An 18,155-nucleotide genomic window follows, 5' to 3' on the forward strand; every position below is an offset into this window, starting at 1 on the left:
CCACAAGGGAGGGGGTCGTCAGCGCCGTGCTTTCCATATGCGATAGCTTCCCTCATGGGGGAGGGAAAACCGCCAGTTCCGGATCGAGCGTGAACAATTCCTGGGCGCGGCCAACGCCGCGCAACGCGTAGCGGCCCACCGAGACGAGCTTCGCCCCCTCCGCTTCGGGCAGCGACGCGCGGAAGGCGGCTGAAAAGAGAACGTCGCGATCGGCTGAACTGCACATCGACGCGATGCGGCTCACCTCGTTCACCGCCTGGCCGACGACGGTGAAGTCGAGCCGGTCCTTGCTGCCAATGTTTCCGTAGAAGACGTCGCCGATATGCAGCCCGAGATAGATCGACGTGGTCGGCCTTCCTTCGGCTTCGCGGCGCTCGTTGAGCTCGGCCAGCCGCAACCTCAGCTCCGCCTCGGCCCGCAGCGCCGAGCAGCAGGCCTCCTCGGGATCGTCGGCGGTGAAGATCGCCAGTATGCCGTCACCGATGAGCTTGAGCACGTCGCCGCCGGCGCCGTGGACGGCCGAAATGACCGCCTCGGCGTAGTCGTCCAGCAGCGGGATCAACTGGTCGGAGGCGATGCTTTCGGAAAGCGCGGTATAACCCTGCATGTCCGAAAACCACAGGACGGCGTTTATCTTTTCGACCACGCCGCGCGACATGCGGCCCTGGAGCACGCGCCGGCCGGCGTCCCGGCCGAGATAGGCCTCGACCAGCGATTCCGCCACCCGCGCCAGCGATGTCGATTTGATCGCCAGTCCGAGCATGGGCACCAGGCGGCGCAGCGCGGCAAGGTCGGCGTCTGTGAAGCCGCCGGGTTGCGCCGTTGACCAGCGCGACATGAAGCAGTCCATCTCGCCGATGGCGACCTCCCGGTTGAAGCGCTGGATCATCGCGAAATAGTCGGTCTGCCCTTCCGCCCGCAGTTCCGCAAGCAGCGGGAAGTCTTCCGTCTCGCCCGCGTCGAGGCGGCGGCGCAATTCGCTGTCTTCGCTTTGCAGCAGATAGTAGAACGGACTTCTCTGCCATTCCTCGCTATAGGAGCTGTCGTCGCTCGGCCCATATTCCGAAACGGGCGTTGCGAGCGGCCGGTCGCGGTCCCAGAAAAACGCGCGGCCCTCATAGACCGGATGCAGCGTGTCGATGATCGCGACTGCCCGCGAAAGAGCGAGGCCCGCTTCCACGCAGCGCTCGCAAAAGCCGTGTAGCAGCGCGAGTTCGCCATCGCCGGCGAGCCCGCGATCGGCCAGCCATGCCGCTATTTTGTCTATGTCGTCCCGGTCCATGCTTGCCTCGGCCGACTGATTTACAGTGCCGGCTCAAGCTTTCAACCGGCGCTGGAGCCCTTTTCCATTCCGATCCGGATCGGAATGGGGCTCCAACTGCTGACTTCTGGCATGATCTTGTCCGAAAAGTCTGCAACTTTTCGCTATGCGGACCTTCGGTTCGGGATCACGCTCTGCCAATTACCCTGCCGTCGGCGCCAAAGCGATAGGTTTTGGCCGGATCGGGCGTGGCATAGATCGCCGCGCCGGGCTCGGCGTCGTAGACGCCGAAGATACGCACTGTCAGCAGGCCTGCCTTTTCCGTGTCGATATAGAGGTTGGTGTCGGCGCCGAGATGCTCGGCGTGGATGACCGTGCCTTTCCAGGTGCCGGCATGGGGATCGACGGTGATGTGTTCGGGACGGACGCCGAGCGTCTTGGCCGTCTCGCCAAGCCGGGCGCCGTCGACAAAATTCATCTTGGGCGAGCCGATGAAGCTCGCGACGAATTCGTTTGCCGGCGAATTATAAAGTTCCATCGGTGCGCCGACCTGCTCGATCTGGCCGTTGTTGAGCACCACGATCTTGTCGGCCAGCGTCATCGCCTCGACCTGGTCGTGGGTGACGTAGACCATCGTCGCGGCGAGGCGGCGGTGCAGCTGCGCGATTTCGAGCCGCGTATTGACGCGCAGCGCGGCGTCGAGATTGGAAAGCGGCTCGTCGAAGAGAAAGAGCTTCGGTTCGCGCACCACCGCGCGGCCGATGGCAACGCGCTGGCGCTGGCCGCCGGAAAGCTCGGCCGGCCGGCGCTCCAGATAGGGTTCAAGCGACAGCATCGAGGAGGCGATGCCGACGCGCCGTGCGATCTCGTCGGCGGGTTCGCCGGCCTGCTTCAGGCCGAGGCTCATATTGTTCTTCACCGTCAGATGCGGGTAGAGCGCATAGGTCTGGAACACCATGGCGATGCCGCGTCTGGCCGGCGGGACGTTGCCGACATCGTTACCGTCGATCAGCACCTTGCCGGAGGTCGAATCCTCGAGCCCGGCGATGATGCGCAACAGCGTGGACTTGCCGCAGCCGGACGGCCCGACGAAGACGACGAACTCGCCGTCCGTCACCTCCAGGTCGATGCCTTTCAGCACCTCGACCGAGCCGAAGGATTTTCTGATGTTTTCGATTTTCAGCGAGCCCACGGCCAATCCGATCCAGTTTCTAAAGGGTGACGGCGCGGCCGGAGCGCACGCTTTCGTCCGCCGCAAGGCAGACGCGCAGCGATTTCACAGCGTCGTCCATGTGGCGGTTCAAATCCAGGTTCTCGCGGACCGCCTTCAGCAAAAAGGCCTGCTCGCGGTCGCAAAGCTCCTGGTGACCCGGCTCGTCGGTCATCGAAAGCTCCTGGTCTGGAGATGCGAACTTTCCGTCCGCGCCGGTCGCGGCGCTGTGCACGCGGATCATATTGGTCTTGGTATGGGCATCCACGTCGTCCGACTTCGTCGCGCCCTCGTTCATGACTATCGAGACGCAGCCTTGCGGCGAGATCACGTCCTTCACGAAAAAAGCAGTTTCCGACATCATCGGCCCCCAGCCGGCCTCGTACCAGCCGACCGAGCCGTCGTCGAACAGCACCTGCAGATGGCCGTAATTGTACATGGACGGGTCGATCTCGTCGGTCAGCCGCAGGCCCATGCCGCGCACCTCGACAGGTTTTGCGTCGGTGATCTGGCACATCACGTCGAGATAGTGGACGCCGCAGTCGACGATCGGCGAGGTCGTTTGCATCAGCGCCTTGTGCGTCTGCCAGGTCGATCCGCTGGACTGCTGGTTGAGATTCATGCGAAAGACGTAAGGGCCGCCGAGCTTACGCGCTTCCTCGATCAGCCGCATCCATGACGGATGATGGCGGAGAATATAGCCGATGGCGAGTTTGCGGCCGTTCGCCTTGGCTGCGGCGACAACGCGCTCGGCGTCGGCGACGGTGGTAGCGAGCGGCTTTTCGACAAAGACGTGACAGCCGGTTTCCAGAGCCATGACCGCATAATCGGCATGGCTGTCGGAATAGGTGTTGATCGAGGCCACGTCGGGCTGGAGGTCGCGCAGCGCATCCTCGAAGGAGCGGCGGATCTCGTAGCCGCCGAGTTCGGCGGGCAGCGGCACGTCCGAGCGGTTGACCAGCGAGACGATCTCGAAGCCCGGGTTGTTGTGATAGGCGAGCGCATGGCTGCGGCCCATGTTTCCAAGTCCGGCGACGAGGACGCGAAGGGGTTTGTCAGCGTTCATTGCGGGCTTCCAAATTGCGATGTCCAACTGCCTTTACTGGGAAGTCGGCGCAGCCGCTCACCGCCCTGCCGGTGGACAGCTTCGACGTCGGCGATCCCCCTCTCCCCGTCTTTCACGGGGAGAGGGTAAGGGTGAGGGGCGGCGCTAACTTTTGAAGAGAGTGCTTGTCTCACTTCACAGCTCCCGAAGTGATGCCGCGGATCAGCTGCCGCGAGAAGATGAGGTAGAGGACGAGCACCGGCAGGATCGCCAGCGAAAGTGCCGCCAGCACCGCATTCCAGTTGGTGACGTACTGGCCGATGAAGAGCTGCGCGCCGAGCGTGACGGTCTTGGTCGCCTCAGAGGGCGCGAGGATCAGCGGGAACCAAAGGTCGTTCCAGATAGGGATCATGGTGAAGACCGCGACCGTCGCCATTGCGGGTCTGACCAGCGGCAGGACGAGGCGGAAAAAGATGCGGTATTCGGAAAGCCCGTCGATGCGCCCGGCATTCTTCAAATCGTCCGAGACCTGCTTCATGAATTCCGACAGGATGAATACGGCGAGCGGCAGGCCTTGCGCCGTGTAGACCAGGATCAGCGCGGTCAGCGTGTTGACCAGCCCGCTCGCCACCATCAGCTGCAGGATCGCCACCGTGCCGAGTCGGATGGGGATCATGATGCCCAGCGCCAGATAGAGGCCCATCAGCGAATTGCCGCGAAAGCGGTATTCCGACAGCGCGAACGCCGCCATGGCGCCGAACAGCAGCACCAGGAACAGCGACATGACGGTGACGATGAAACTGTTCTGGAAATAGAGGAAGAAATCGCCCTGGTTCAGCACCGTCGTGTAACCGATCAGGTCGAAGGTCTCGGTCGTGGGCGGCGCCAGCGGCGAGCGGAAGATCGCGTTGCGCGACTTAAAGGAGTTGACGACGATGACGACGACCGGAAACAGCGCTATGGCCGTATAGGCGAGCAGCACGGCATGGGCGGCGATGCTGCGGGGGACGGAGCGGGTGGCGATGCTCATGTGGCGGTCCTCGCCAAGCTGGAGCACTCCTCATCCGACCTCCCCTTCGACAAGCTCAGGGTCGGCCACCTTCTCCCACAACGGGAGAAGGACGAACGCGCTCCTCCCTTCTCCCCTTGTGGGAGAAGGTGTCGCCGAAGGCGACGGATGAGGGGTGTTCCAGGAATCGGGGCGCATGGCGTGCTCATCTTCTCACCCCTCAGAACTGATATCGACGCAGCCGCGTTTGCACGGCAAACAGGTAGAGACATACGCCGGTGAGGATGATGAAGAACATCATCGAGGCGATAGTCGATCCCATGTACGGGTCGCCGGTTTGCAGCTGGAAGCCGAAGAAGGTGCGGTAGAGGAAGGTGCCGAGAATGTCGGTCGAAAAATTCGGTCCGGCGAGAGCGCCCTGCGCCGAATAGATCAGGTCGAAGGCGTTGAAATTGCCGACGAAGGTCAGGATCGAGATGATGCCGATCGACGGCAGGATCAGCGGCAGCTTAATCTTCCAGAACTGCGCCATGCCGGTGACGCCGTCGCATTCGGCGGCCTCGATCACCTCATCGGGGATCGACAGCAGCGCAGCGTAGATCAGCATCATCGGAATGCCGACGAACTGCCAGACCGAAATCAGCCCGAGCGTCGTCAGCGCATATTGCTCCTTGCCGAGCCACGGCGTGAACAGGCTTTTCAACCCGACGAGGTCGAGCAGGTTGGGCGCGACGCCCCATAGCGGGCTGAGAATGAGCTTCCAGGCGAAGCCGACGATGACGAAGGACAGGATGGTCGGGATGAAGATGGCGGTGCGGTAGAAGGCGGAAAAGCGCAGTCTGGGCGACGACAGGAGCGCTGCCAGCACGACGCCGATCGGGTTCTGCACCAGCATATGGATGATGAAGAACCACGTGTTGTTCCACAGCGCGTTCCAGAAGCTCGCGGCCCAGCGCGGATCGAAGAACAGTGTGCGGAAATTGTCGAGGCCGGCAAACACGCGCGTCTGGCCCTCGGCGTTGAACAGCGAAAGCTGCAGCGTGCCGAACAGCGGCACGATCATGACCGCCGTATAGACCAGCACCGCCGGCGCCAGGAACACGGCGATGTGCCAGCGGATTGGCTTTTTGATTTCGGTAGCCATGCGTGTCGTCTCGCGCCTTCCCGGTTTGCGCCAATTCTCAGGAGACAGAGCTGCCCCTCACCTGCCTGCCGGCATCCTCTCCCCGCAAGAGCGGGGAGAGGAGAGCTGGCCGCAACGCTGACGACCCCCCTCTCCCCGTTCTTCACGGGGAGAGGGTAAGGGTGAGGGGCAGCGCCGGCAATCGAATTTGGGCGGGGCGAAGCAATCGCATGCACCCACCGCTCACTCGTTCGCGACCCTCCCCACAAGGGGGAGGGTAAGAGGAGCCTTACTTAGCCGGCTTGTACCAGCTGTCGAGGCCGTCCTGCAGTGCCTTGGCCGCCGCTTCCGGCGTCTCGGTGCCGTTGATGACATTGGCCGACTTCACCCAGGTCTCGTTCTCCAGGTTAGGCGTGCCGCGCGACAGGATCTGGTAGGTCGAGCGGATGGTCGACTTGCACTTCTCTCGCCAGGCCACGAATTCCTGGGCGAGCGGATCTTCGATCTTCACCGGTGTCGAGGACAGGCTGAAGAAGCCCGGCAGCGCGTTGGCGTAGATCGTGGCGAAGTCCGGCGAAGCGACCCAGGACAGGAATGTCTTGGCCGCGTCGGCGTTCGGGCTCTTCGAGTTCAGGCCGATCGCGATATCGTTATGGTCGGAGATGTAGCATTCGTCGCCGGCGGCCTTCACCGGCGGAGGGAAGGCGCCCATCTTGAAGGTGTCCTGGACCTGGGTGCGGAACGGCGCGATCTCCCACGAGCCGGCCGGGTAGATGGCGGCGCGACCGAGCGTGAAGAGGTTCTGGCTGTCCGGATAGCTCTGCGCCTCGAAGCCGTCGCCGAGATAGTCCTTCCACTTGGCGAGCGTGGCAAAGGGCTCGACCCAGGCCGGGTCCGTCAGCTTCTGCTCGCCCTTAATCAGCGCGAGACGGCCTTCCTCGCCTTTCCAGTAGTTCGGGCCGATGTTCTGGTAGCCCATGGTCGCGGCTTCCCAGAGGTCCTTGGTGCCCATAGCCATCGGAATGTAGGTGCCGTCGGCCTTGATCTTCTCCAGCGCGGCGAAGAATTCTTCCTCGGTGGCCGGCACAGTGATGCCCAGCTGCTGGAAGGCATCGGCGTTGTAGATGAAGCCGTGGATGACGGACGCCATCGGGACGCAGAAATCGGCCGCGCCGTCGTCGGTGGTCCAGGCAGACTTGGCGACATCGGAGAAGTTCTCCATGCCGGGCAGGTCGGCGAGATTGGCGAGGTGGCCCTTGTTGTAGAGTTCGAGCGACGCGTCGAAGGGACGGCAGGTGATGAGGTCGCCCGCAGAGCCCGCATCGAGCTTGGCGTTGAGCGCGGCGTTGTACTCGGTCGGGGCGGACGGCGCGAACACCACCTTGATGCCGGGGTTCTTGGCCTCGAAGGCCGGGATCAGCTTTTCCTGCCAGATGGCGAGGTCGTCGTTACGCCAGCTTTCGATGGTGATCGTCTTGTCCTGGGCGATAGCAAGCCCGGCCGTGCCGAGAATGCTGGACGCCATCAGAAGCGTAGTCAGTGCCTTGTTCCTCATTTCAGTCTCCCTGGTTTGACCTTGTTCAGGTTCGGTTATGACGAGGCGTGGACATTGCGCCCGCGCTCCCTCGAGTTTCGCAAGCGCCGGCCTGAGTTTCTGGCCGGTCTCCGCGAGCAGTTCCCTTGCAGCGTCCGGGTTGGCGGCGCCTGCGGCAAGCAGGATCGCGGCCTTGACCGAACCGCCGCTCCCGTCGAGCCACGACGCAGCTTCGGCCTCCGTGCAGCCCGATATTGCCGCGACGATGCGGGCGGCGCGGCCCTTCAGCTTGATATTGTCGGGATTGAGATTAACCATATAGCCGTCATGCACATGGCCGAGATGGATCGCCATCAGCGTCGACATCATGTTGAGCGCGATCTTCTGCGCGGTGCCGGCGCCCATCCGGGTCGAGCCGGCCACCATTTCCGGCGGCGTCGGCAGCACGATACCGACATCGGCGAGCGTGGTCAGCGGCGCCCCGGCATTGTTGGCGATCGAGATCGTGGAAGCGCCGCGGCTTTTCGCTTCTTCGAGCGCGCCGACCGCATAGGGCGTGGAACCGCTGGCCGAGACCGCGATCACGCAATCCTTGTTCGAAACGCCGGCGGCTGCGATTTCCCGCTTTGCCTGGCCGGCATCGTCTTCCGGACCGCCGGTGAGATCGGAGAGGCTGGCAAGGCCGCCGGCTAAAAGGATGACGATGCGGTCGCGCGAAATGCCGAAGGTTCCAGGAAGTTCGAGCGCGTCTGCGAGCGCCATCAGCGCGGAGCTGCCCGCGGCCGCATAAACAAGCCGCCCGCCGCGGGAGAGGCAATGCGCGGCGACGCCGGCCGCCCGGGCGATATCGTCGGCCGCACCGCGAACGCTGTTGGCGGCCTCGACCTGGGCGTCGAGCAGAAGACGGATGACGGTCGCCGGCGGCTGCAGGTCGAGCCCCTCGGCATTCCTGTGCACCTCTTCGGTACGCGCAACGGCCATTATCGTCCTCCTTCGGCAGACCATACCAAAAAAATACCACTTGTCCAGCGGCGTTAACGAATTTGTGTCGCCAGTAGCCTTAAAGATCGATAAATTGCAATCTATTCAGCGACATCGGCGCCAGCTGCGTTGGTCAAATAAATTAACGCTTGGCTATTGGTATTTTATTGGTATTATCGCCGAGGAGGAGATTTTCGACGTGAAACTGGTGCTCGGCATAGATGGCGGCGGCACAAGCTGCAGGGCGGCGCTGGCCGGCCTGGACGGCGAGATCATCGGCCGCGCCAAGAGCGGACCCGCCAACATCCGCACCGACCTGACCGGCGCGCGCGCCAACATCGTCGAGGCGGCGCGGCTCGCCTTCCTAGACGCCGGCAGGGACCCGGCCCTCATCCCCGAAACTCCCGCCCTGCTCGGGCTCGCCGGCAGCAATGTCGGCACCTACCGGCAGCAATTGGAGGCGATACTTCCCTTCCGCAAAAGCGTCGTCGAGAGCGATGCGCTGATCGCGCTCGAAGGCGCGCTCGGCCAGGCCGACGGCGCAATCGCCGTGCTCGGCACCGGCACCGCCTTCATGGTGCGCCGGGACGGCCAGGTCCGCACCGTCGGCGGCTGGGGTTTTCTGATCGGCGACCAGGGCAGCGGCGGCCGCATCGGCCGCGACCTGCTCGAGGAAACGATGCTCGCCTACGACCATATCCGCGACGGCTCGCCGCTCACCGAGGCACTGCTTGCCGTGTTCAGGGGCAATCCGCGCGACGTCGTCGAGTTTACGACAACAGCCAAGCCCGGCGATTTCGGCGGCTTCGCGCCCATGGTGTTCGAATACGCCGCCAAGGGCGACGCGTTCGCCGAGCGGATTCTCGCCCGCGCCGTATCCGACATCGAGGCCTCGCTCGGCGTGCTCGACCTGCGCGAAGCCGATCCGCTCTGCCTGCTCGGCGGCCTTGCGCCGCTTCTGGAGCCGCGCCTTTCGCAAAAATACCGGGCGATGGTGCGCCCGCCGCTGCAGGATGCGCTGGGCGGAGCCGTCGCGATGGCGGCGCGGCTGTTCGGCCCGGGCGGAGGCAAGGCCGATGGCTGACGCCGCCGAGCAGATATTCGCCAGCGTCAGGAACGCCGCCCAGCGTGGCGCGCCGCTCTATCTGCAATTGAAGAAGAGCATCGAGGACGCCGTCCATGCCGGCATCATCGGACCGGGCGACGCGCTGCCCTCGGAGCGCGACATCGCGCTCAAGGCCGACGTTTCGCGGGTGACGGTGCGCAAGGCGGTTCAGGATCTGGTCAGGGGCGGCATCCTCGTTCAGCGCCACGGCTCCGGCACCTTCGTCGCACCGCGCGTGGAACGCGTGGAGCAGTCGCTGTCGCTGCTGACCTCCTTCACCGAGGATATGGCCAGGCGCGGCATGACGGTGCGCTCCACCTGGCTGGACCGCGGCATCTATCCGCCTTCGCCCGACGAGATGATGGTGCTCGGCCTGTCGTCGAAGGAGTTCGTGGCGCGCGTCAGCCGCCTGCGCATCGCCAACGACACGCCGCTGGCAATCGAGCGGGCGTCGCTGTCCGCGACCGCACTGCCCGATCCCGCCGCGGTCGGCTCCTCGCTCTATGCGGCGCTGGAAAAAACCGGCAACCGCCCGGTGCGCGCCGTGCAGCGCATCTCCGCCGCCAATCTCGGCGAGGCCGACGCCCGCCTGCTTGACGTGCCGGCGGGCTCCGCCAGCTTGAACATCGAGCGGATTTCCTATCTTGCCAGCGGCAAGGTGATAGAATTCACCCGCTCTATATACCGCGGCGACGCATACGACTTCGTCGCGGAACTGCGCCTGAGCGGGCGCGCCGACAATGCGGGAGCGGCGGCTTGACCACGATGACGCATATGCGGCGCGAGATCGCCGAGATTCCAGACGCCGTCGCCCGCCTGCTCGACGGCTCGAAGGAGGCGCTGGCCGAAGCGGGACGCGGGGTGCGCGAGCGCAATCCGGGCTTCCTGGTCACGGTGGCGCGCGGCTCCTCCGACCACGCCGCCTCGTTCATGAAATATGCGGTGGAACTTACCGCCGGCATTGCCGTCGCTTCGATCGGCCCCTCCATTGCCTCCATCTACGGCGCGAAGCTGAAGCTCGCCGGCTCGGCCTGCCTGGCGATCTCGCAGTCGGGCAAGAGCCCCGACATCGTCGCGATGGCGCAAAGCGCGCGCGATGCCGGCGCGCTGACCATCGCGCTGACCAACACCGCCGATTCGCCGCTCGCCCGCGCCTCCGACCATGCCATCGACATCCTGGCGGGCCCGGAGCGCAGCGTCGCCGCGACCAAGACCTTCGTCAATTCGGCGGTCGCCGGCCTGGCTCTCATGGCGCATTGTACCGGCGACGATGCGTTGCTCGCCGCGCTCGGCCGGTTGCCCGGACATTTTCGCAAGGCGGTCGAATGCGACTGGATGGAGATTTCGGCCGCGCTGACCGGCCAGAATTCGCTGTTCATCCTCGGGCGCGGGCCTTCCTTCGCGATCGCCAGCGAGGCGGCGCTGAAATTCAAGGAAACCTGCGCCATGCACGCCGAGGCCTATAGTGCGGCCGAGGTCATGCACGGACCGCTGGCGCTGGTGGGCCCGAGCTTTCCAGTGCTGGCGCTCGCCGCGCGCGACGCATCCGAACCGTCCATGGCGGCTGCGGCGGATGGCCTCTCCGGCAAGGGCGCTGCGGTGTTCATCACCTCCGGCCTCGCGGCGAAGGCAAGAAAGATTCCCCACGTCGACACCGGGCACCCGCTGACCGACCCGCTGGCGCTGATCGTCTCCTTCTACGGTTTCGTCGAGGCGTTCGCGCGCCATCGCGGACTGAACCCGGACGAGCCGCCCAACCTGCGCAAGGTGACCGAAACGCTATGAGCGGACCGTTCGCCATAAGGGGCGCAACCATCTTCGACAGCGAAGTCTGGCATGAGGATGCCGCACTCATCATCCGAGACGGCACGATCGAGGCTGTCGTTGCGCGTGGAAAAGTCCCGGCGGGAACAGAGATCATCGATGCGGGCGGCGGCCTGCTTGCGCCGGGCTTCGTCGATGTCCAGGTCAATGGCGGCGGGGGCGTCATGTTCAACGACCGCCCGGATGCCGAGACGATCCGCACCATCTGCCGGGCGCATGCGCCGTTCGGAACCACGGCGCTGCTGCCAACGCTGATCACCGATACGCCCGAAATTACCGCGCAGGCGATCGCCGCCGGAGCCGAGGCGACCGGGCGGAAGATACCAGGCTTCCTCGGGCTTCACCTCGAAGGCCCGCATCTGTCGATCGCCCGCAAGGGCGCACACGATCCGGCGCTGATCCGCCCGATGAGCGAGGCCGACGCGGCGGCGCTGATTGCGGCGCGCGTAAGGTTGCCGGTGCTTTTGACCACCGTGGCTCCCGAGACCGTGGCCGCCTGGCAAATCGCGAACCTGACGGCCGGCGGCGTCGTGGTGAGCCTCGGCCATTCCGACGCCGGCTATGCGCTGGCCGCGACCGCGGCTGAAGCAGGCGCGTCGATGGTGACGCATCTCTTCAATGCGATGAGCCAGATCGGCAATCGCGAGCCGGGTCTGGTCGGCGCCGCGCTCGATGCCGGCGCGCTGTCATGCGGGCTGATTGCCGACGGCATCCATGTCGATCCGGCCACGATCGGCATCGCCTTGCGCGCGAAAAAAGGGCCCGGAAAGATATTCCTCGTCACCGACGCCATGGCGACGATCGGCACGGACATGACATCCTTCACGCTGAACGGCCGCACCATAAGGCGCGAAAACGGCCGCCTGACACTGGAGGACGGCACGCTGGCCGGCGCCGATCTCGACATGATTTCCGCCGTGCGCTTCATGCACAGAGAGATCGGCGTTGAACTCGGCGAGGCGCTGCGCATGGCCTCGCTCTACCCCGCGCAAAGCATCGGCCAGGGCAATCGCCACGGCCGGTTCTCGCCGGGAGCTGCGGCTAATATCGTGCACCTGTCGGACGGGCTGGACGTGCGCGGGGTCTGGATCGAAGGCGACAAGGTTTTCGAAGCCGCACCATAGTTCCTGCGGTCCGTAACGACATTGCGCGACACATCACGACAACAGAATGGGGCGGCCGAAGCCGCCCCGCCTAGAACCTCAGAACTCGGCTACTTCTGACGGCGCAACTGTAGCCTGGCCTTCGGCAATTGGAGCTGTCGGAAGGCAGACGCCTTGTTGCGCTTCGGTTTTGGCGCGACGAAGGTCTTGACCGGCGTGCGGTCGGGCTTGCCGACGCAATTGCCGCGAACCAGCTTCTCGCCACGGGCGCAGATCTGGGTCAAAGTCGGAATGCGGACGCATGTCTTGCCGACGAGCCTGAAACCCTTTTTGCAGAGAATGCTGACTTCCGGCTTCTTGACGCATTTGCCGTTGATGCGCTGTTCGTTGCGCTTGCAGGCTTGCACGATCTCCGGCTTCTTCACGCACGTCTTGCCGACCTGCTTGTAGCCGGGCAGGCAATGGATGCTCACGCCGGGTTTCTTCACGCACTTACCGTCGACGCGGATCTGATCGCGTTTGCAGGCGATGGCGATCACGGGCTTCTTCACGCATTTCTTGCCGACCAGATCGAAGCCCGGGGCGCACAGAATGCTGATGTCCGGCTTGCCGACGCACATGCCCCGGACCAGTTTTTCGCCACGGTCGCATTTCGGCTCCGGCGTAACGATGATCGCGGGGAAGACCGGCTTGGCTGGGTTCGGGCGCGGGTCGGAAGTCACGTCGTCTACGTCCGGGTCGATCGCCGGGTTGTTGCAGGTGAAGTCCTCCTTGTCGACGGCCACCGTCACCGGCGCCGGCTGCAGCTCCTGCAGCGTGCACTGGATCGAGCGCGTCTTGTTGATCGACAGGTCATGCGCGCCATAGGCTTCGAAAACGCCGCTGCCCTGGTCGTAGCCGGTCGCGGTTCCGGTGAAGAAGGCGCCGTTGGAGCAGCTTATGCGGTAGTCGAAATCGCCGGGCGCTTCGCGGGTAACCTCGAAGAACACCTGGCCCTTGCGCGGGCAGGATTTGTCGTGGCCGGCGCTGTCGGCGACGATCACCTCGCCCTGCCACTTCGCCTGCGGCTTCGGCAGGTCGGGATTGACCGGTGGGAGCGGAGCCAGGCCGCCGCCGCCAGGGCTGGTGCAGTGGACGGTAATGTCCTTCCAGCCGTCGAAAGGAGCGAAGGAGTCATTCTCGACGATCTCGGTCTTGAACTGGAAGTAAGACGTCGTGCCGACGTCTTCCCATTTCTCATAGGTGGCGAAATAGCCGTTCTTGGCGGCGTCGAAGCTGGCCCAGGCCTGCTTGAACTCCGAGGTGATCGGTCCGCCATTCTTCTGCCGCCAGATGCGCATCGAGACCGGACCGGCCTGATTGGCTTGAGCGCGGCTCGTCACCTTCAGCGCCGGGCAGACGGTTCCCGGATTGGAGCCGGGCTGATTGTTCTGATAGGTGGTCAGGAACAGTTTCACGTTCTCTACGTCGAACTCGCCGAAATCATGCGCGAGATCGTCGGTCGGCGATTTTATCACCGGGTCGCAGACAACCTGCACCTGAAACGAGTCGGAGCGCGTGTGGTCGATGTCGTCCGGATAGGAAGGCCAGTCGGCGTTTGCCTCGACCACCATATTGCTGTCGAGAACCGCCTTGTCGGTGCTCGCGCCCAGCGTCGCGTGGAGCTCGTGCGAGAAGCTGTAGGATTTCGTCGGACCATCGGCGGCAAGGTGCTGGTTGCATTTCGAGATGATCGCGTCGCCATAGGTGACCACGGCGATCCCGGTATCGGACGAGACCGGGATCTTGCTGGTGGAGAAGGAGAAATTTCTCTGTTGGTTGTAGTCGCGCTCGCCGACGCCGTCCGACCACAGAAGCGGGAACGACTTGCAGGTATTGCCTGAGCAGTGGCCGAGAACGACGGCGACTTCCTCGACATAGCCCGACCATTTGGTGTCCACCTTCATGTGGCCCCAGAACAGGACGTTGCCGCTTTTCAGCTTGTCCCACTTCTGGCCGTCGGTGGAGATGACATGGATGGTGGTGTTGGCGCTCTCGGCATTGAAAGACATCGACTTCAGCTTCGCGTCGTCCGAGAGAGCCGGCGTGGCGGAGAGGGCGGCAGCGGCAAGCGCCACGGCCGCGACGGTACATTTCATCGATTTGGTATGGATAGACATTGGTTCCTCCTGGATGGTGTGCATTTCCGGAGGTGTGTCGCGGGACGGCGCGAAATGGTTCACGCGCCGGCCGAAACCTCGCGCAAACAAAAACCCCGCCGGCTGGCCGGCGGGGTTTTTGCCGAGGCTTCGGTGCTACTGAACCTGCTTATTGTTTGACGGCGGCTGCGTCTCGCGCCGGGGCAGGAGCTTTCTCAGCGTATCCGGATTGATCCGGATGTTGGGCTGGGTGGGTTGCGTCGCCTTCCGGCAGTTCGGTGGCGTACCGACGGTGCCGCGCGGGCAGCGCAACGGCTGGACCTCCACCTTGCGGCAGTTCGGAGGCGTGCCGATCGTGCCGCGTGGGCAGCGTTGCGGCTGGACGGCGACGCACCGTCCGTTGCGCAGCACCTCGCCGCGTTTGCAGGTCGGCTCGCGCGGGATGGTCACGCATTGTCCGCGCACCAGCCTCGTCCCCTTCGGGCATTCGACCACGACCGGACGGCAACGCCCGCTCTGCAGCCTGGTGCCGCGCGGGCAAACGCACTGGCCGTCCTGCGTCCGGATCTGGCCGGGGAGCAGCGTGCACTGGCGCACCGGCGGAACATCCTTGACGCAGCGGTTGTTGCGCAGCTCGGTTCCGCGCGGGCAGATGCAGCGCCCGTCCTGCGTCCGGATCTGGCCGGGCAGGAGCGTGCACTGACGTACCGGCGGCACATCCTTGACGCAGCGGTTGTTGCGCAGCTCGGTGCCGCGCGGGCAGATGCAGCGTCCGTCCTGTGTCCGGATCTGGCCGGGCAAGAGCTGGCATTGCTGCGGCTGCGGGTCGCGTGGCTTCGGCGTCGGGGTCGGGACCGTACCTTGGTCGCCTGTGCAGCGGCCATTGCGGAACGTCGTCCCTTCCGGGCAGACGCAGCGGCCGGCGTCGTTCATCACGAACCCTTCCGAACACAGATCCTTGGGCTGTTCAGGCTTGGAGATCGTGAACGGATGGCAGGCATACTGCCCTTCCTCCGGCGAGCCTTCGACGAGCGACTGGCCCTCCGAAAGGCCGCCGCCATTGCGCACCGGCGTATCGGGGCTGAGCACCGCCACGCAGTTGCGGCCGTTGATCGGGCCGTTCTGGTTGTCGAAGCGGCCGTCGTCCGGGATCACCACGGTGACCTGGTGCACCCGGCTTTCGCCGGCTCCGAGCGAGAGGTCGGCGACGCAGGAGATGGGCAGCGTCGTCGGCTCCGGCGCGCAGCCGAAGGGCGGTACGATTTCGGCGATCTCGACACCTTCGAGACGGCCGAGACCTTCGACGCCGATGGCGTCGCCGATCCTGACCGGCCCGCTGAACGCCGTATCGCTGTCGTTGCGGATGGTGATCTCGAACGTGCAGGGCTCGCCGACGCGGCATTCGCGGTCGCCGGTCTTCTCCACCTTGATGCTCGATCCACCCTGGGCGCAGGCTTCGCCGATCGGATAGACGATGTCGTCTCCCGGAGCGGGCCCGTACGAGGCGCGGGCGCAGTTTTCGAACCGCTCGTTCGGCGATACGTTCACGGTCACGTCGAAATGGCGGCTTGTCCCGGGCGTCATCACTTCGCCCGGGATCTGGCACGACAGCGTGTCGGCCGGAACCGGTCCGCAGCTCCACTCCGCGCCGTCGGGGGTGACGGTCTGGATCTGCACGGGCGTACCGGCGCCGATCAGTTCGGCCGCGTCATTGACCCGGACCGGACCCGACGGCGCGGTGGTGCCGAGGCTGATGACGGTTATGCGGCAGGTGTATCCGGCAGCGCCCGCCACCGCTTCGCAGGTCTTGGTGATGCGGAGCGTAGGCTTGCCCGGGTCGCGGCGGGGAATGCGTGCCTTTGCGCATGCCTTGTTGTTGGTGAGATCGCTCTCATCGGCAACGGGCAGCACTTCGGCGCAATTCTCGAGCAGGTCGGCGGGGAAGTCGTCGCCGACGATCGCCTTGACGCCAAGCGGGATGGAAGCGCCTGGAACCAGCACCACGCCCGGATGGTCGCAGCGGAATCGCCCGGCCACTTCCGGCACACACGACCATGGCGGCGACGGCACGAATTCGGACGAGGCCGGCACGTTGACCGGATATTCGTCGATGACGGTGATCGGGCCGTTGATGGTCTCGGTGCCGGTGTTGATGACGTTGATGATGAAGAAGCAGACGCCGTCGGGCGAGCAGACCGGAGTGCGGGCATGCTTGGTGATGCCGAGATCGACCTTCTTTTCCACCGGCGGCCTGCAATCCCGATCGTTGGGACGGCAGAGTTTTATAGCCGCGCAGGCCCTGTCGTTGGCCTGCGAGCCGAACAGCTCCTTCTCGCTGGCTGGATAATTATATTCGGCGCAGTTGCGGATGTAGCGGGCGTCCCAGCCGGGACCCGGCTTGAAGCCGAGCTTCAGGTCGATTGATTCGCCCGGATCGAGCGTGGTTGCGGGATGCTCGCAACTCATCGGGCTGGTCAATGGCGCGCAGACCCAGGGCGGGTTGGGGCCGCTGTCGATAGTCGCATTGCCGGGCAGGGTGACCTCGTCCAGCACGATCTTGCCGCTATAGGGCGCGTCGCCGACATTGGAGACGGTGATGGTGAAGTTGCAGCCGCCCTCGACCGTGCAGGTCGCCACGTCCGCGCGCTTCTCCACCTTGATGTCGGGTTCGCCGCGTTCGTCCGGGCAATCGAGATCGTCCGGGATGACGAGGTCGACGGTCTGCGTGCAGCAGAGGCCGACACCTTCTTCCGGCCCGGCATAGGTTTCGATGCCGGTGACGATCAGATGGACGACATCGCCCGGCAGCGCGCCGGTGATGGTCCAGGCGAGAACGCCGCCGCCAGCCGGCACGAGTTGCGCCGCGGGCGCAACCGTGATGCCCGGCGTCGTGGTGCGAAGCTGCACCCACTTGCCGGCCATGTCGGCGCCGACAGGCATGTTGTAGATGAAGGCGCCGCCACCTGGCACGCAGTCGACATCGCCGGTCTCGACTTCGAAACAGGCCTCGTCGCCGCCCGGAGGCGGAGGCGGAGGCGGTTCGCAATCCGTCACGTCGATACCGATCTTTGTCGGCTTGCCGGTCAGGAAATCGCCGTCGTCCGGCAATGCCGGATCATGCGAAGGGATCTCGATCGCCGCAGCGCCCGGGCGGGCGAGCGTGACGAAACCCTGATTGTCGACCGTGGTCGCCGCCGGGAAGGCGGCGAGGTCGATCTTGGCGGTGATGATCACGTCGAAATAGCGCCGGTCCAGAAGGCCGTCGCCATCGAGGTCTGTTCCCGAGAGGCGGAAATCCTCGATCGTCACCGTGTCGTCCGGAGAACCCGTCGTCGAAACGGAAGCCGCCGGAGCGGGTCCGCCCGCAGAGTCGGTGATGTCGCCGTTTATCTCGACATTGACCACCGAAAGCCCGGCCGGAAGCTGATCGCGGAAATCCATGCGGATTTCTTTCAACTCGTTGCCGAATTTTTCGCTGTTCAGGACTTCCGGTTCGCCTTCCGCGCCGAAGCGCAGACGGTATTTGACGTATTCGCAAGATATCTGCTTGCCGACCTTCTCGAAGAACGGTTCGACGCGCTCGCGTTCCCGAACTGGTCCATCAGGCCTGTCGAGTTCGATGAGCGGCCTGTCGTCGGTCGGAACTACAAGCGGCGTCTGTGCGGCGGCGGGTGCGATGCCCAAGGAGGCAAACGCTAGCCCGGCCGCCATCAGCCAGCGCGACGCGCGCGCGGCGATGGTTGCAGGTTTCATGATCGTCTCCATGACATCGGTTTCAGTGCGTCCCGCCAGGGGAAGATGTGAGAACATGGTCATCTCTCC

12 protein-coding genes and 1 pseudogene are annotated in these 18,155 nt (G+C 64.6%); 4 read left to right on the plus strand and 9 right to left on the minus strand.

Annotated features, from left to right (window positions below):
* Window positions 1-52: 52 nt before the first annotated feature.
* The 7 genes and pseudogenes from ACG873_RS26200 to ACG873_RS26230 all read right to left on the minus strand — a co-directional run.
* Complete coding sequence (locus ACG873_RS26200; protein WP_394888685.1) at window positions 53-1,282, minus strand: adenylate/guanylate cyclase domain-containing protein; 1,230 nt, start codon at window positions 1,280-1,282, stop codon at window positions 53-55.
* Window positions 1,283-1,448: 166 nt separating this feature from the next.
* Window positions 1,449-2,453 (minus strand): ABC transporter ATP-binding protein, encoded by a 1,005-nt coding sequence (locus ACG873_RS26205; protein WP_394888686.1) that lies wholly within the window; start codon window positions 2,451-2,453, stop codon window positions 1,449-1,451.
* Window positions 2,454-2,472: 19 nt separating this feature from the next.
* The gene (locus tag ACG873_RS26210) at window positions 2,473-3,537 is read right to left on the minus strand and encodes a Gfo/Idh/MocA family protein (protein ID WP_394888687.1); all 1,065 of its coding nucleotides are present in this window, start codon (window positions 3,535-3,537) and stop codon (window positions 2,473-2,475) included.
* Window positions 3,538-3,706: 169 nt separating this feature from the next.
* Window positions 3,707-4,546 carry a carbohydrate ABC transporter permease gene (locus tag ACG873_RS26215; RefSeq protein WP_394888688.1) on the minus strand — a complete coding sequence of 280 codons (840 nt, stop codon included), beginning with the start codon at window positions 4,544-4,546 and terminating at the stop codon, window positions 3,707-3,709.
* A 199-nt stretch (window positions 4,547-4,745) separates the two neighbouring features.
* Window positions 4,746-5,669, minus strand: a complete 924-nt coding sequence (locus ACG873_RS26220) for a carbohydrate ABC transporter permease (RefSeq protein ID WP_394888689.1) — start codon at window positions 5,667-5,669, stop codon at window positions 4,746-4,748.
* Between the two features lie 268 nt (window positions 5,670-5,937).
* Entirely contained in the window at window positions 5,938-7,203 is a 1,266-nt protein-coding gene (locus tag ACG873_RS26225) for an ABC transporter substrate-binding protein (protein WP_394893704.1), read from the minus strand.
* Between the two features lie 66 nt (window positions 7,204-7,269).
* A pseudogene (locus ACG873_RS26230) lies at window positions 7,270-8,163 on the minus strand (N-acetylmuramic acid 6-phosphate etherase); the annotation flags it as partial.
* A gap of 199 nt (window positions 8,164-8,362) precedes the next feature.
* Between ACG873_RS26230 and ACG873_RS26235 the strand changes: the two are divergent.
* The 4 genes from ACG873_RS26235 to nagA are packed head-to-tail and all read left to right on the plus strand — an operon-like array spanning window position 8,363 to window position 12,216.
* Window positions 8,363-9,247: a BadF/BadG/BcrA/BcrD ATPase family protein gene (locus ACG873_RS26235; RefSeq protein WP_394888690.1), complete on the plus strand. Its 885-nt coding sequence runs from the start codon at window positions 8,363-8,365 to the stop codon at window positions 9,245-9,247.
* Window positions 9,240-10,028, plus strand: a complete 789-nt coding sequence (locus tag ACG873_RS26240; protein WP_394888691.1) for a GntR family transcriptional regulator — start codon at window positions 9,240-9,242, stop codon at window positions 10,026-10,028. Before ACG873_RS26235 ends, ACG873_RS26240 begins: the two co-directional genes overlap by 8 nt.
* Window positions 10,029-10,042: 14 nt before the next feature.
* Window positions 10,043-11,053 carry an SIS domain-containing protein gene (locus ACG873_RS26245; protein WP_394893705.1) on the plus strand — a complete coding sequence of 337 codons (1,011 nt, stop codon included), beginning with the start codon at window positions 10,043-10,045 and terminating at the stop codon, window positions 11,051-11,053.
* Window positions 11,050-12,216 carry an N-acetylglucosamine-6-phosphate deacetylase gene (nagA, locus tag ACG873_RS26250; protein WP_394888692.1) on the plus strand — a complete coding sequence of 389 codons (1,167 nt, stop codon included), beginning with the start codon at window positions 11,050-11,052 and terminating at the stop codon, window positions 12,214-12,216. The genes ACG873_RS26245 and nagA overlap by 4 nt, the downstream gene beginning before the upstream one ends.
* 89 nt (window positions 12,217-12,305) lie before the next feature.
* Here the strand turns inward: nagA and ACG873_RS26255 are convergent, their stop codons facing one another.
* On the minus strand, window positions 12,306-14,354 hold the full coding sequence (locus tag ACG873_RS26255) for a hypothetical protein (protein ID WP_394888693.1): 2,049 nt from the start codon (window positions 14,352-14,354) through the stop codon (window positions 12,306-12,308).
* 135 nt (window positions 14,355-14,489) lie between these two features.
* Window positions 14,490-18,149, minus strand: a complete 3,660-nt coding sequence (locus tag ACG873_RS26260) for a hypothetical protein (RefSeq protein ID WP_394888694.1) — start codon at window positions 18,147-18,149, stop codon at window positions 14,490-14,492.
* Between the last annotated feature and the right edge of the window lie 6 nt (window positions 18,150-18,155).

It is taken from the genome of Allomesorhizobium aridi, from assembly GCF_043769475.1.
GTDB lineage: Bacteria > Pseudomonadota > Alphaproteobacteria > Rhizobiales > Rhizobiaceae > Allomesorhizobium.